This is a genomic window from Silvibacterium acidisoli (assembly GCA_022870745.1).
Taxonomy (GTDB): Bacteria; Acidobacteriota; Terriglobia; order Terriglobales; family Acidobacteriaceae; genus Silvibacterium.
Map to the genome: position 1 here is coordinate 442,935 of CP085323.1, position 14,771 is coordinate 457,705.

Annotated in this window: 14 protein-coding genes; 10 read left to right on the forward strand and 4 right to left on the reverse strand. The window is 59.5% G+C overall.

The annotated features are described in order from the left end of the window. Nucleotides 1-67: 67 nt before the first annotated feature. The gene (locus tag LJD29_RS01825; protein WP_446744049.1) at nt 68-916 is read left to right on the forward strand and encodes an ABC transporter permease; all 849 of its coding nucleotides are present in this window, start codon (nt 68-70) and stop codon (nt 914-916) included. Nucleotides 917-918: 2 nt separating this feature from the next. Further along, nucleotides 919-1,377 carry a metallophosphoesterase family protein gene (locus LJD29_RS01830; RefSeq protein WP_446744050.1) on the forward strand — a complete coding sequence of 153 codons (459 nt, stop codon included), beginning with the start codon at nt 919-921 and terminating at the stop codon, nt 1,375-1,377. A 16-nt stretch (nt 1,378-1,393) separates the two neighbouring features. Here LJD29_RS01830 and LJD29_RS01835 read toward each other — a convergent pair whose 3' ends face one another. After that, nucleotides 1,394-2,383, reverse strand: a complete 990-nt coding sequence (locus LJD29_RS01835) for a DHH family phosphoesterase (RefSeq protein ID WP_446744051.1) — start codon at nt 2,381-2,383, stop codon at nt 1,394-1,396. 104 nt (nt 2,384-2,487) lie between these two features. Here LJD29_RS01835 and LJD29_RS01840 point away from each other — a divergent pair, with 104 nt between their 5' ends. The 5 genes from LJD29_RS01840 (at nt 2,488) to LJD29_RS01860 (ending at nt 9,012) form a co-directional block, all read left to right on the forward strand. After that, nucleotides 2,488-3,468 (forward strand): CPBP family intramembrane glutamic endopeptidase, encoded by a 981-nt coding sequence (locus LJD29_RS01840; RefSeq protein WP_446744052.1) that lies wholly within the window; start codon nt 2,488-2,490, stop codon nt 3,466-3,468. A 14-nt stretch (nt 3,469-3,482) separates the two neighbouring features. Further along, complete coding sequence (locus LJD29_RS01845; RefSeq protein WP_446744053.1) at nt 3,483-5,912, forward strand: penicillin acylase family protein; 2,430 nt, start codon at nt 3,483-3,485, stop codon at nt 5,910-5,912. Nucleotides 5,913-6,102: 190 nt separating this feature from the next. Beyond that, nucleotides 6,103-7,800: a putative glycosyltransferase family protein gene (locus tag LJD29_RS01850; protein ID WP_446744054.1), complete on the forward strand. Its 1,698-nt coding sequence runs from the start codon at nt 6,103-6,105 to the stop codon at nt 7,798-7,800. Continuing rightward, a complete protein-coding gene (locus LJD29_RS01855; RefSeq protein ID WP_446744055.1) occupies nt 7,797-8,678 on the forward strand; it encodes a polyprenyl synthetase family protein in 882 nt (293 codons plus the stop codon). The genes LJD29_RS01850 and LJD29_RS01855 overlap by 4 nt, the downstream gene beginning before the upstream one ends. Nucleotide 8,679: 1 nt before the next feature. After that, the gene (locus LJD29_RS01860; protein ID WP_446744056.1) at nt 8,680-9,012 is read left to right on the forward strand and encodes a metal-sulfur cluster assembly factor; all 333 of its coding nucleotides are present in this window, start codon (nt 8,680-8,682) and stop codon (nt 9,010-9,012) included. A gap of 52 nt (nt 9,013-9,064) precedes the next feature. Here the strand turns inward: LJD29_RS01860 and LJD29_RS01865 are convergent, their stop codons facing one another. From LJD29_RS01865 to bshC, 3 genes are all read right to left on the reverse strand, one after another. After that, the gene (locus tag LJD29_RS01865) at nt 9,065-9,403 is read right to left on the reverse strand and encodes a hypothetical protein (RefSeq protein ID WP_446744057.1); all 339 of its coding nucleotides are present in this window, start codon (nt 9,401-9,403) and stop codon (nt 9,065-9,067) included. Between the two features lie 57 nt (nt 9,404-9,460). After that, the gene (locus tag LJD29_RS01870) at nt 9,461-9,772 is read right to left on the reverse strand and encodes a hypothetical protein (RefSeq protein ID WP_446744058.1); all 312 of its coding nucleotides are present in this window, start codon (nt 9,770-9,772) and stop codon (nt 9,461-9,463) included. A 278-nt stretch (nt 9,773-10,050) separates the two neighbouring features. Then, nucleotides 10,051-11,637 carry a bacillithiol biosynthesis cysteine-adding enzyme BshC gene (gene bshC, locus LJD29_RS01875; RefSeq protein WP_446744059.1) on the reverse strand — a complete coding sequence of 529 codons (1,587 nt, stop codon included), beginning with the start codon at nt 11,635-11,637 and terminating at the stop codon, nt 10,051-10,053. A gap of 227 nt (nt 11,638-11,864) precedes the next feature. On the opposite strand from bshC, the gene LJD29_RS01880 reads away from it, so the two are divergent. The 3 genes from LJD29_RS01880 (at nt 11,865) to polX (ending at nt 14,746) form a co-directional block, all read left to right on the forward strand. Then, nucleotides 11,865-12,503 (forward strand): NUDIX hydrolase, encoded by a 639-nt coding sequence (locus LJD29_RS01880; RefSeq protein ID WP_446744060.1) that lies wholly within the window; start codon nt 11,865-11,867, stop codon nt 12,501-12,503. A 147-nt stretch (nt 12,504-12,650) separates the two neighbouring features. After that, nucleotides 12,651-12,869, forward strand: coding sequence for a cold shock domain-containing protein (locus LJD29_RS01885; protein WP_446744061.1), 219 nt, complete (start codon nt 12,651-12,653; stop codon nt 12,867-12,869). Nucleotides 12,870-13,003: 134 nt separating this feature from the next. Further along, nucleotides 13,004-14,746, forward strand: a complete 1,743-nt coding sequence (polX, locus tag LJD29_RS01890) for a DNA polymerase/3'-5' exonuclease PolX (protein WP_446744062.1) — start codon at nt 13,004-13,006, stop codon at nt 14,744-14,746. Nucleotides 14,747-14,771 lie beyond the last annotated feature (25 nt).

Here is a 14,771-nt window from a genome sequence, read left to right on the forward strand (position 1 = left end):
AGGTGCTTTTATAAGCATAGTCGATTCTCAGGGAAATTCCCGTTACGAAACGCTAAATTATCTGCAGATGCATTATTTCCTTCGTCAACAGCTGAAAACTCAACCCCTTGCAGCGCTGGGGCTTTGCCTGATCGGTACATTTCTACTTGCCGGAGCTTTCGCGCCGTGGATTTCTCCCTCAAATCCCTCGGCGATCGACCTGCCCCATCGGCTGGCTGCTCCAAGCGCCATGCACTGGCTGGGAGCAGATGAACTAGGCAGGGATATATTCTCTCGCCTGATTTACGGGGCACGTCTGTCTCTTACTGTGGCCTTCTCCGTCGTGGCATGCTCTTTGGTGCTGGGCACGACGATTGGGGGCATCGCGGGCCTCTACGGCGGTGTCCTAGATATGATGCTGAATGTGCTCGTGATGAATGCTTTTCTTTCGCTTCCGGGCATCCTTTTGGCAATTTCTTTCGTTGCGTTCCTGGGGCCGGGTTTAATCAATTTGATTCTGGCGCTGTCTATCGGTGGATGGGTGGGATATGCCCGGCTCGTCCGCGCGCAGGTACTGGCCGTGAGGGAGCGGGAATTTGTGGAAGCGGCGCGGGCACTCGGAGCCAGCGATCTGCGCATCTTCTTTCGGCACATTCTGCCCAATATTGTGCAGCCTCTTATTGTTCAATCAGCAATCGGCATGGCCGGAGCCGTACTGGCAGAGGCAACGCTCAGCTTTCTCGGCCTGGGCGTACCACCACCCACGCCAAGCTGGGGCGCAATGCTCAACGACGCACGCTCACACCTCTTCGACGCGCCGCACCTGGTGATCTTTCCGGCACTGGCGGTCATGTTCTGCGTGCTGGCATTCAACTTTATCGGCGATGCACTTCGCGACTACCTCGATCCTCGGACGCGCATGTCCGTGGGACTTTAGCCGTGAAGATCGGCGTCATATCCGATACGCATGGACTGCTTCGCCCGGAAGCAGTGGAGGCCCTGCGCGGGACCGATCACATTCTGCACGCCGGAGATGTTGGAGATATCGAGATCGTGCACAGGCTGCAAGAAATTGCACCTGTGACGGCGATCCGGGGAAATGTAGACCGTTCCGGCCCCTGCTCCCTGCTTCCCGAAACGGAATATCTCGAGCTTGCCGGCCACAATTTGTTTTTGATCCATGACCTGAGCCAACTCGATCTAAACCCGATTGCTGCGGGGGTCGCGTGCGTGATCTACGGACATTCGCACCAGCCGAGCGAAGAATGGAAAAAGGGAGTTCTTTATTTCAACCCCGGCAGCGCTGGGGCGCGACGTTTTTCGCTGCCGGTTTCGGTTGGATTTCTCGAGCTGACCGATACGGTGTTTCAACCATCCCTGAGGAATCTGCTCGGCTGAGACATCGTCCAGCAGGCTAATCGAACGGGTTATGTGCGCGTAGCTCGGCGACGATTTCGGCAGCGGCCTTGCGGGCTTCGTCGCTGCGGTCTGGCGGGAAGGAGATGGCTCCCACTCGGGCGTGGCCGCCTCCGCCGTAGCGCTCGCAGATCGTGGCCAGGTTCAGCATCTTGTTTGGATCGGCCTTGGTCCAGGGGTTTGAACCTACCGATACCTTGGTGCGGAAGCTCGACTTCGACAGACCGATCGAGTAGGTCGCGTTCGGGTGCAGGTAGTAGGGGATGAACTTGTTGTATCCCTCGAGCGGCTGATCGCTGATGTCGAAGTAGATGGTCCCGTTCTGCTCTTCGGAGCGCTCGCGGATGAGTGCGAGGGACTTCTGGTGGCGCTCGAGGAGCGGCGGAAGCAGATCGGCTACGAAGGGTTCCTTGAGGATGTCTCCCAGCGACATAGAGGTAAGCAGCGGAATGAGGCGCGGGATGAAGGCCGGGTCCTGGATGGACTCGATGACCAGCGTGAGCTTCATGGCGGGCGCGGCCATTTCGACGGCAGCTTCGGGGCTTTCGTAAAGGGCTCCGTCGACGATATCGGCCCAGTGTATGAGGTCGGCTACCGGCTGCGCATCGAATCCGAATTTGGTCGACGCTATGTGCGCGAGAAAGCTGGTGCAGGAGGTGTACTTGGGATCGTAGAACCGGCGCATGGTGTAGCGCCCGTCGGCGAGGCCGTTGCGATAGTCCTGCTGATCTTCCGGCGAGAGGAAGGCGCTGAGGTGGTGATCGAACCACCAGGTGATCTTTGGCGACGCCGAGTATTTGAAATCGACGATTGCGTTTTCGTCGCCGGTGAAGTCGGCCTCGTTAAAGAGGGCTCCAGCGCGGTGGACCAGGCCATGGTAATCGTAGGAAGCATCGGGCGCGATGCATTCGCGATGGAAACGCGTAAACAGCGATGCGGAGCAGGCTCCATCGAAACACTTATCGTGATAGAAAACTCGGACGTTCAAGACCTGCGACTCCAGGGAAAATATTGTCAGGAAATGACTAGGATTGCCGGGACAGCCTCCAATGTCAAGGCGAAGGGGTTGAACGGGCCGGAAGCTATCGTAAGATGGCACAAATGAATTCGCCCGCGCCCGATTCTTCTGAACTGCCCGAGCCCGAGCATTCGAGCTCAAACACGATCTTTATCGGCCCCGATGGGCTGCGCCCGGGCTGGCGGGCCTTCCTGTTTGCCATGTTAGTGGCCACGCTGGTGCTCATGGGCATGTTTGTTCTTCCGCTGCTGGTGCAGATGCCGAAGAGCGACATCCTGCCGCTGAGCTATGCGTTCGCAGTGGAGTCGCTGCAGTTCCTGGCAGTGCTGATCGCTACGGCAATCGCCTCGCGAGCCGAGGACAGGCCGCTCACGGCGTACGGCTACCAGGGACAACGGCGGCTGAGCCTCATGGGATACGGACTGGTTTCCGGCATTGCCGCCATCAGCCTGCTTACGCTTGGAATGTGCAAGGCTGGATTGCTCACGGTCGCGGGCAATCCGCAGATCCACGGAGCTTCGGCTGTCGGATTCGGAGCAGGCTGGGCGCTGATGTTTCTGCTGGTGGCGCTCTTCGAGGAATCTGCGCTGCGTGGATACATGCAGTTCACGCTGACGCGGGGTATCGGCTTCGGATGGAGCGCGCTGCTGCTCTCGGGCCTTTTCGGCCTGTCGCATGTGAGCAATTCGGGAGAATCGCTGATCGGCCTGTGCAGCGCGGCGGGGATAGGCCTGGTCTTCTGCATGAGCCTCTGGTACACGGGCTCGCTCTGGTGGGCCGTGGGCTTCCACATGGCATGGGACTGGGGCGAATCATTCCTGTTTGGCACAGCCGACAGCGGACTGGTGGTGCAGGGCAGCCTGCTACGCAGCACGCCGAAGGGCGCGGCATTGTGGAGCGGCGGCAGCACCGGGCCGGAGGGCAGCGTGCTCATTCTGCCTGCGGTCGGCATGGTTGCGCTGCTGGTGTGGCTGACCTGGCGGCGGCAGGCTTCTCCATTCGGTGCTTCGCCCTGGAAACCTGCCCCGGCACCTGCCATCTCTCGCTTCGAGTGAGAGAATGGGGCTGAATGACCCTCGGTAGAAAAATAGTGGATCGTGAGCCGCGCCGCCGTCCGGTGTTGCGCATATTGCTTATTCTGATCGTTGTCATCTGTACCGGCGCCGTTATTGCTGTCGCAGGCGCGGGTCTCTGGATGAAACATGCGATGCGTGCTTCCTTGCCGCAGCTCGATGGGCAGACCCGGCTGCGCGGGCTCTCCGCCGCGGTGACCATTCGCCGCGACAAGCACGGAGTGCCTCACATTGACGCCGCGAATCTTGACGATCTTTTCATGGCCCAGGGCTACATCACCGCACAGGACCGCCTCTGGCAGATGGATATGGCGCGGCGCATGTCCGCGGGCGAGGCGGCGGAGATTCTTGGGTCGAAGCTGGTGGAGCACGACCGGGTGCAGCGGGTTCTTGGCATACGCGCCAATGCAGAGCGCCTTACCGCGACGCTGAGCAGCTGGGATCGACGCTATTTTGAGGATTATGCGCGTGGCGTGAATGCTTATATCGCTGACAGCGAGGGGCATCTGCCTGCGGAGTTTCGGCTGTTGCACTATGAGCCGAAGGCCTGGCGGCCGGTCGACTCGATGCTGGTGGTGATGGCGATGGTGCAGATGCTCGACCAGCGCTGGGATACGAAGATCGAGCGCGAAACCATTACGGCGAAGCTGGGTCCGACGCTTGCGGATACGCTTTATCCGACAGGGTCGTGGCGCGATCATCCGCCGACGCAGTCGGTTCCGGACCTGACGGCTCCGCAGCAGATGATCCCCGATGTTCCGCTCGATGAGTCGCAAACGAAGCTGGAAGACCTGCAACACCTGCATGACCTGTTGCATGGCGGCCGGGATGCCTGCGACCGCTGCACTGCCGGTTCAAACGAATGGGTGATCTCCGGTGCGCATACGGCCTCCGGCAAGCCGCTCCTGTCGAACGATATGCATCTTGGACACCAGATTCCGAATATCTGGTACGAGAGCGATCTTGCCTCGGGAGGCTTTCACGTTGCGGGCGTGACCGTGCCGGGGATTCCTTACATCATCGCCGGGCATAACAACCACATCGCCTGGGGATTTACCGCGCTGTATGGCGACGTACAGGATCTGTTCGTCGAACAGTTGAACGGCCAGGACGAATACAAGGCTGCCGATGGCTGGCATGCGGTGGAGCATTCGCAGGAAACGATCCACGTGCGCGGCGGCAAGGATGTGGTGATCGAGGTAGGGCGAACCGGGCATGGCCCGATTGTGACCTCGCTGCTGCGCGGAGAGAAGCGCACGATTTCGCTCGCCTGGAGCGCCAACGATGCGCGGTCTACAGGCATTCCGCTCTTCAATCTGGACGGAGCCTCGAACTGGGAGCAGTTTCGCAATGCGCTGAGCCACTGGTGGGGACCGACGCAGAACGTGGTTTACTCCGACGACCAGGGGCATATCGGCTACCAGGCGGTGGGAAATATTCCCAACCGGGTTTATGGGCTGGCGCCGGTTCCGATCACCGATGCGAACCATGAGTGGCAAGGCTTTGTCCCTTTCGAACAGCTGCCTTCAACGCTCGATCCCGCGAGCGGCGTGATTGCGACGGCAAATGCGCGGATCACTCCCGATGGCTACCCGGTCCCGCTCTCGGGACAGTGGGCCGATCCTTATCGCAACGAACGCATCTGGAAATGGCTGGCAGGCAAGGAAAAGCTGACGCCCGCGGACATGCTGACGCTGCAGACCGATGTATATTCCACAGTGGATCAGGAGCTGGCGCAGCGGTTCGCTTACGCGATCGATCATGCGAAGCACCCTGGGCTGCAGCTGCGGCAGGCAGCGGATCTGTTGCGCAGCTGGGATGGAGTGGTTGGCGTGGATTCTCCGGCAGCGACGATTGTGGATGCTGCGAAAGAGGCTTTCTGGCAGATGGTGCTGAAGCCGAAGCTGGGCGACGATTGGCAGCTTTACCACTGGGCGGAGAGCGAATTCGCGCGTGAGCAGATCATCATCAATGCGCCCACGCAATGGCTGCCTGCGGGCGAGCCGACCTGGGACGACTTTCTCGCAGACATGGTGAAGCAGGGCCTGAGCAACGAGCATGCTCCGCTCGACCTCAATCACTGGCGCTATGGGACAGAACATCCTGTAGAGGTCGCGCATCCGATCTACGGCCTGCTGCCGTGGTTTAAGCACTGGACAGGCACCGGCGTGCTGCCTCAGGCCGGCGACAAGACGACAGTGAAGCAGTCGGGACGCAGCTTCGGGCCTTCGCAGCGCTTCACGATGGACTGGAGCAACGTTGACGGGTCTACCGAGAATATTGTGATGGGCGAATCGGGCGATCCGCTGAGCGACTATTATCGCGACCAATGGCCTTACTGGTATGCCGGGAAGACCTTTGCGCTGCCGTTTACGAACGACGCCGTTGCAGCGCAGACGACACACACGCTGCGGCTGATTCCGTGAGATGGCCTCAGCGGCTAAAGCCGCTCGGACTTTGCGGGGCTTGTGGCACGGCTGAAGCCCTTCCCTTTCACGGTACAGGCTTCTCAGAAATCCACGACGACGCGCTCGTGACCGCTGCGGAATCTGCGCTCTTCAGGTGCATCGGACGATAGCTATGCTCTTTGGATCAGCAGGAAGACAGCGACGGTCGATGATGCTGGCGGTAGTCGGCATCGCACTGCTGCCGCTGGCCTGGCGCGGACCATCGTGCGGGCATGATTTCGATTTTCATCTCGAGTCGTGGCTGGAGATCGTCCGGCAATGGCACCAGGGAGTGCTGTATCCACACTGGGCGGCCTCGCCTAACTTTGGAGCGGGCGAGCCGCGCTTTGTTTTCTATCCGCCAGCTTCGTGGATGCTGGGTGCACTGCTGGGGGCGGTGCTGCCGTGGACTTGGACTCCGCTGGCTTTCACCCTGATTGCACTGGTCCTGTTGGCGGCCTGCTTCTTTCGCATGGCGCGGGAGTGGATGCCGCTGGACGATGCGGCGCTGGCGGCGTGCCTTTATGTCGTCAATCCGTATGTATTGTTCGTCGCTTATGAACGCACGGCCTATGCAGAACTGCTGGCTGGAGCGTGGCTTCCGCTGCTGGTGCTGTATGCGATGCGCGCAAAGCCTTCGGCGATGCGGCTGGCGCTGGTGGTGTGCCTGCTATGGCTTACGAACGCTCCAGCTGCCGTGATGGGCTGCTATGCGCTGGTGGTACTGGTTGGCGTGACGGCACTGATGGAGCGGAACTGGCGGCTGATTGCTCGCTCGGCGGTCGCTGTACCACTGGGGTTGGGCATGTCAGCGTTTTACCTGGTGCCCGCGATTTATGAGCAGAAGTGGGTGGAGATTCGACGGGCGATCGCCGAAGGCATGCGTGTTGAGGACAGCTTTCTTTTCGAGCACACGGGCGAGGCCTTTCACGACCAGGTATTGCACTCTGCTTCATGGATCGCTGTTGCCATGCTCGCGATTACGCTGGCCTCATGGCTGCTTTCGCTACGCGTGAAAAGCGCGAAATGGCGCATACCGTTTGCGGCGCTGGCAGTGGCGATTGCGGTTCTGCTGACACATGTAAGTGATCCGGCATGGAGATATATACCCGAGCTCCGATTCCTGCAATTTCCCTGGCGATGGCTGCTGGTGTTGGGCATCGTGATGGCAGCATTTGCGGGGTTGGCTATGCGGGGCACGGCATCGTCCCGGCGAAGGATACTGTGGCGGACCTCTGCTGTTTTTGTGATGGCTGCCTCGCTTTCGGCGTTGACGTGGACGCAGTTCTGGCAGCCGTGCGATGACGAGGACAATGTAACGGCACAGCGGGCTTCGTTCGCATCCGATGAAGGCTTTGAAGGTACGGACGAATACACGGTAACGCCTGCGGATAACGGCGATATTCAGCGGGACATGCCGGAGATTCGCCTGGTCACTCGTCCTGATGGCGATGAGGCCGATAGTTCGGTAAAAGAAAACCCGGAGTGGGATGGCAAGAGCCCCGATCTGCAACCGTCGCAGGTACAGATCCGCCGGTGGAACGTGGAGCACATGACGGCGGCTGTCAGGACCAAAGCCAGTGGTTTCCTGGTATTACGGGTGACGGATTATCCGGCGTGGCGGGTGCTGTTGAACGGAGGCGAGGTTCATAACCCTCCGCGCAGAGATGACGGATTGATTACGATTCCGGTTGCCGCCGGGGATTCGCTGGTCGATGTCCGCTACCGGGCGACGCCGGATATGTGGGCAGGGCGCATCGTTTCAGTGCTTGCGCTCGTCATATGGATAGGGCTGTACCTCCTGGAAGTCCGCAAAAGGCATCCGGAAACGGTATCATGGAGCGAATGCAAGCCGAAGTTTCAATGAAAGAACTGCTGCAAACGGGCGCCGACCTGATCGACACTGCGCTCGAGCGGCTGCTGCCCAGCGGGGACGCTGTTCCCGCCTCGATTCACCGCGCGATGCGCCATAGCACCTTTGCTGGCGGGAAGCGCCTGCGTCCGATTTTGACGATGGAAGCCGCGCGCATGATCGGCAAGGGCTCCCTGCCGCATGGCGTGGAAGACCTGGGCGCGGCCATCGAGATGCTGCACACTTACTCCCTGATCCACGACGATCTGCCAGCGCTCGATAACGATGACCTGCGCCGGGGCAAGCCGACCTGCCATGTGGTGTATGGCGAGGCGATTGCGATTCTCGCGGGCGACGCGCTGCAGACGCTCGCTTACCAGACACTTGCGGGCCTCCATTGTCCGCCTGCTGCTACGGTGGAGATCGTCCGCCTCGTCGCCGAAGCGACGGGAACCGTCGAAGGCATGATCGGCGGGCAAGTACTGGACCTTGAAGGTGAGCACTCGAAGCCTACCGCCGAGAGCGTGGATGCGATTCACCGCGCCAAGACGGGTGCGCTCATCCGCGTAAGCCTGGTTGCGGGCGGCGTCTATGCCGGCGCGGGGCGGGATGACGTTCGCCGCCTGACAGAATTCGGACGCAAGGCGGGGCTGGCCTTCCAGATTGTGGACGACATTCTCGATATGACCCAGGACTCGGCGCAGCTTGGCAAGACCGCCGGCAAAGACCTTGCCAGCGACAAAGCGACCTGGCCCGCGGTGTTCGGTATCGAAGCTTCGCGACGGGACGCCGATCGCCTGATTGCTGAAGCATTCGAGCAGCTTGCTCCTTATGGCAGGAACGCCGAGACGCTGAAGGCGCTCGCGCGATACCTGGTGGAGCGCACGCACTGAGATGGCTTTTTCCGAAGAGAACGTACTGAACGCGCTCCGCGATGTCTACGATCCGGAACTGCCGGTAAACATCGTCGATCTTGGACTGATCTACCGGGTGGACGTGGAGCCTGATCCGGATGCGCCGGGGATGGTGCCACGACAAAAAGTGGAGATCGACATCACCATGACGTCGAAAGGGTGCCCTTCACACGAACGGATCATTGAGCAGGTGCGCAACCGCCTGGCAGGAGAACGCGAGATCAGCGCGACGAATGTGAACCTGGTCTGGGAACCCGCGTGGGGACCGCAGCGCATCAGCGAAGCGGCTCGGAAACAGCTCGGAATCGAGTAAGGTCATTGCCTTCCCACGTCTCAGAATTGAGACGTGGGGCACACGGTTTTGGCTATCGAGTGAAGGCCTTTTGGAATTTCTCGCCCTTCTTCATCACGTCTTCCACGAAAGTTTCTGCCTTCACGAGCAGGTCCTGCCCGGTGCGAAGGTGGTCCGGTAGTTTTTCCCACAGCTCGCGCACGCCTTCGGGATTTTCAAGCACGGCCGCGGTTGCCCCGGCCGCCGCTACCGCGATCGCTGCCTTCCGCTTCCCGGTGAAGAGAAGAAACGCACTGATGGCGAACGAGCCTGCGGCGACGACACGCGTCCACGGGACTTCGGAAGCCGCTTCAATAACCGGACCAGTGAGGCTGCGAGGATCAATCTGCGAAGGAATCTTGGTAAGGCTCATTATTTGTCCCGATCCAAAGAAAATGGAATGGTTGTTGCTTCCGTTTAAGATGCGCTCTTAGTCGAGATCGAAGTCTCGGAACGGTTTGCCGCTGTCCGGCGTTTCTTTTGCCTTGCGGAGCGCCTCGGCAAATTTCTTCTCGAGCAGGTCTCCGCTGTTCTTCTGGGCGTCGACCGACTGGCGAAAGAGCGATTCCTTTCGCTCTTCCTGGTTGCGCATAGCGCGGGCGGCTGTTTCGAAGTCTTCGAAGGTGCGCTTGCGAGGTGCAGGCGTGTGGGCGATCACGGCCCCGGTTGCGACATCGATCTTCATAGTCGATCCGCATTCGGGGCAGGCGACTTCGAGGGTGGCATTGTTTTTTGGACTCATCACCGTCTCCCGGCCAGTGGCGCTGGCTGGTTTCGGTTTATTTTAGACCTTTTCTTTGAGATCTAAGGACAGAAGGGTTTCGCACTGGTATGCGACGCGTGGCTTGCCGTAGGGAGAAGAACCACCTCAGCGGTTGAAGCCGCTTCTTTACAGGCATTTCATTCGTGGGGCTGAAGCCCCACGCTACCCATTTGTACGCGGTTCCGGCATCGCAACATGCAGGTTCCTCGCTGCGCTCGGAATGACAATTTCACCTGACAGCTAAACCTGCGCGCTGTTTAGAGGAAGATCGCCTTATGGCCGGGGCACTCCTGGGCGGCCTGTTCGACCAGCTGAGGAATCAGGCTGTCGCCGTAGCGGGCCAGGTATGCCACTGCTCCGATCACGCGCTCCTGCGGATGCTGCGAGGGATAGAGGCTGAGGAAGATCGCATCCACGTGACGGCGAAGGCTGGTCTCGGTCTGCAGCTGGTAGTTTGCGGCCAGGCGGCGCAGGCGATTCATCTGGTAGCGCATCTTCGAAGCAGAGACGGTAGCGGAGCGGCCCAGTTCAGGGTTCAGAGCGCTCATCCACTGCGTCAGCTCGGTTAGTTCGGCATCAAGTGCATTGCCAGCGGCGGAAAGCTTGCGCTTGCCTTCGACCGGCATAGAACGCGCACCCAGACGCTGCGCGAGTTCATCAGGGTTCGCGCCAAGGACATCAGCCAGGGAAAGCTGATGTTGTTCGAGGACCTGTGCGATTGCGGGCTCGACCAGTGTCGCGCTCAGGCGGGGCAGAATTGGGGTGGAACGGCCGAGGATCGACTGGTAGAGAACCTCGGTCTGCGCGAAGTAGGCGATCTCCGCAGGGCCGCCGACATAAGCCGCTGTCGAGAAGAGCACGTCCTGAAAAACGGGGCGGAGAAGCGCATTGGGACTGAGCCGTTCGGGCGAGGACTCGAGGATGCCCAGCAGATCTGCGGTCGAGTACTGTTTTTTTCCTGCCGTCCAGATGTTCTGGTCTTTGCGCTTCAAAGAAAGGCGCGTGCCGGTCTCTTCGTCTACGAGAAAGAGCAGGCTGCTATTGGGGGCCACGAGGACCTGTGCGTGATAGCCACGCTCTTCGAGCAGACGGGTACGTTCGAGCAGCGCTGTTTCGAGCTCTGCCGCATGCTCGATCGCATGGCGCAGCACCGGGGCGCCCAATGCATGAAAGCCACGAGTGGAGGCGTCGATGACGACGAGTCCCTGCTCGGCGAAGACGGATGCGAGCAGCCTGCCGAAGGCCTGCGCGTAGGTGGCTGCGGGAGTGTAGGCATCCTGCAGCACGTCTGCGATGGGGCTGAAGCCGAGCAGCTCTGCCGCCTGGTCGAGCAGCGGGCGAATCTCTTCTCCGAGCACAACGTTGCCCACCGGCTTTGCGCTTGGCTCATGCGCGAGGCGCAGCGTGTGCAGTTCGTGGCGCGAAGCCAGCGTGACGTGATCGGCCTCGGCGAGGTCATGGTCTTCCGTCGCCAGCCAGAAGACAGGAACGGCCCCGATGTCGTTGGCTTTACGAACGGCTGTCGCTGCCTTCAGAAGCGTGAAGAGCGGGCCTCCAAAGAGCGCGACCTGCTGGCCGCTGATAACGGCCTGTGCTCCGTTGCGCAGGCGATCGATGTTGGCCAGGGCTGACGGACTCGCTCCAAATGCCCTGTTCTGCTCTGCAAGCAGATCGGCTAACTTTGCTGCGTGAGCCGGATCGGAAACTGTAACTGGCGAAGCGGGCGACGTGGAATAGGCGGTCTGCGAATAGAACGGAGCGAGCGGTTGCCGGCTCTCGACGTAGTCGAGAAAAAGCCGGCTGAGTCTCGGCAAAATCGAGATCGGATAACACTCGGTATGCAAGGCTCTGCCCTCTTCCCTTCCCTCGCTGTGGAAACGCTGCCTGTCCAGTTTCTCACGAGGAATAGCGGTCTCCTCGCACACGTACGCCTTCTTTTCGATGCCCATCCGCAGGGATGCGCTTCAAAAAGGTGAGCTTCTCTGCGTGCATTTTCGGGCGTATTCAGGACGCCATCAAATTCACTCCACGAATGTTACCGTTTTAAAAGTACATCTGGCGAGGAGCGTGCATGGCAGCGAAGAAGCAGACGGTGACAGAGAAACTGAAGCAGGCAGCAGGAGCCGAGGTAGTGAAGGGCAAACTGGCCATCAAATCGGGAAAAACCGCGAAGGTCACGTCGTCGAAAAAGGTTTATACCGGACCGCTCTTCAGCGTTTTTAAGGAAGAAGTACATGAACCGGGTGTCGAGCCGGTAAGCCGCGATGTCATTCGTCATAATGGCTCGGTCGTTATCCTTGCTGTCGACGACTCGAAGAGCAGGAAGGATCCTTACATCGTGATCGAGCGGCAGTATCGTCACGCTGCCGGTCAATATCTTTACGAGGTGCCCGCCGGCAAGATCGATGGCAATGAGAAGCGCCTTGCGGCAGCGAAGCGCGAGTTGATTGAAGAGACCGGCTTCCGCGCAAAGAAGTGGACCGCGCTCACGCGCTATTTTGCGAGCCCGGGTTTTCTCGGCGAATGGATGCAGGTCTTTCTGGCCGAAGGTCTTGTCGCTGGAGCATCACAGCCGGAAGCAGATGAGAACCTTGAAATTCATCTCGTGAAATTGTCAGAGTTGCTGCGGCTGATCGATGCCGGAGAGATTCTCGATGGCAAAACACTTGTTTCTGTAATGCTTTACGCGCGTCAAAAGAAGATTCGATGAGATCACTGCGCTTTTATATCTGCTGATAGCGGCTTGAACACATCCCGTGCCTGAGAAAACCAAAGTACTGCCACGTGCGTCTCTACCCTTAGAAGCCGGTCGTAAGTTGCACCGACTGTAATTCGCACTCAGGAAGGGCAAGGGCTCGTGGCTCAATACAAAGGCAAGGTGAAGTGGTTCAACAATGCCAAAGGATATGGCTTTATCGGGCGGGACGATGGGCCGGATGTTTTCGTTCACTATAGCGCGATCCAGCTGGACGGCTACAAGAGCTTGAAAGAGGGCGACGAGGTGGAGTTCGACGTGGTCGAGGGCCAGAAGGGCCCCCAGGCAGACCAGGTAACGCGATTGAAAGAGATCGCATAGCTGAATACAACCTAGCGACAACGTCCGCCACATTACGCAGGCACACTCCAGGTGTGTGTGTCAGCAGGCACAAGACAAAACCCAGCCATCGATGGCTGGGTTTTTCTGTTTCGAATAGCCGATAATCGAAGTGCATGGATAACCGCACGATCGCCCAGTTACTCGGAGAAACTGCCGACCTGCTAGAGATTTCGAATGCAGATTCTTTCCGGGTCCGCTCCTACCGCCGCGCTGCCGAAGCCGTCGAGTCAAGCACGGTTCAGCTGAGCACGCTCTGCAGCGACGTAAAAAAGCTGCTGGAAATTCCCGGCATCGGCAAGGGCATGGCCGCGAACATTCTCGACATGGAGAAGACGGGCAGCTTGCCGCTGCGCGAGGAGCTGCTTGCGAAGTACAAGCCCACCATGCTCGAACTGCTGAAGCTGCCGGGCATGGGTCCGAAGACCGTCGCGCTGATGTGGGATGCGTTGCAGGTAGGCTCTGTTGAAGAGCTGGAGACAGCCATTGCGGAAGGCCGCCTGAACAACCTGCCGCGCTTCGGAGCGAAGCAGATCGAAAAGCTGCGCAAAGGCATTGAAGATCATAAGAAGAACAGCGGACGCTTCCTGATCGATGAAGGCGAGATCGCTGCCGAGAAAATCATCGCTTATCTTCGCGCATTTCCGGGCCTAGAAAAAGTGGAGGTGGCGGGCTCGCTTCGCCGGGGACGCGAGACGGTCGGCGACCTCGACATTCTTGCTACGGGACCCGCCTGCGCTGAGAATCTGGTTTCCGCAGCGGTGGACTATACAGCAGCGTATCCGCCGATTGCGGACCTTATTGCGAAGGGGCAGAACAAGGTCAGCTTTCGCCTGCGCAATGGATTACAGGTAGACGTGCGGCTGCTGCCGGAATCATCCTATGGCGCGGCGATGCAGTACTTCACCGGGTCGAAGATGCATAACGTGACGGTGCGGCAGCGAGCGCTCAAGAAAGGTTACACATTGAGCGAGTACTCGCTCGCGCGGCTCGATGATGGATCGGTTGTTGCCTCTGCGACAGAGGAAGAAATTTATGCCGCGCTCGGCCTCGATTGGATTCCGCCGGAGATGCGCGAAAACAATGGCGAGATCGAAGCCGCCGAACAGCATCGCCTGCCGGAGCTGATTCGGCAGGGAGACATTCGCGGCGATGTGCACATGCACACGATTGCGACCGATGGGAAAAACACCATCCGCGAGATGGCGGAGGCCGCGCTGGCTCGCGGCTACGAATACATCGCCATCACCGATCACTCGAAGAATCTCGCGATGACCAATGGCCTCGACGATGCTCGCGCGCTCGAGCATGTGCGGCGCATTCGCGAGGTCGATAAGGAAATGGAAGGTCGCATCCGCGTCTTTCCCGGCATCGAGGTAGACATTCTCGGCGATGGAGCCGTCGATCTTTCAGACGAAGTGCTGGCGCAGATGGATGTGGTTGTTGCCAGCGTACACACTCTTTTTAATCAACCGATCGAGGAGATGACGGCGCGAGTGATCCGTGCGATCGAAAACCCGTACGTGCGCATTCTCGGCCATCCTACCGGGCGTCTGCTGCTGCGCCGCGAAGGCTTTCAGATCGATCTGCGCGCAGTGCTCGAGCGGGCATCGGCGCTGGGCGTTGCGGTGGAGCACAATGCGTATCCGGATCGGCTGGATTTGTGCGATCGCGATCTCCGCCTGGCGAAAGAGCTCGGCTGCAGGATTACTGTGAACACCGACTCCCACCACACCAGCCACATGGAGAAGATGCGCTATGGCATTCGCCAGCTGCGGCGTGCGTGGCTGCGCAAGGAAGATGTGCTGAACACTTTGCATCCTGAAGAGTTCCTCGCGGCTTTGCGTCCGCTCCCATAGTCCACACCCATGGATCGTTAAGAAA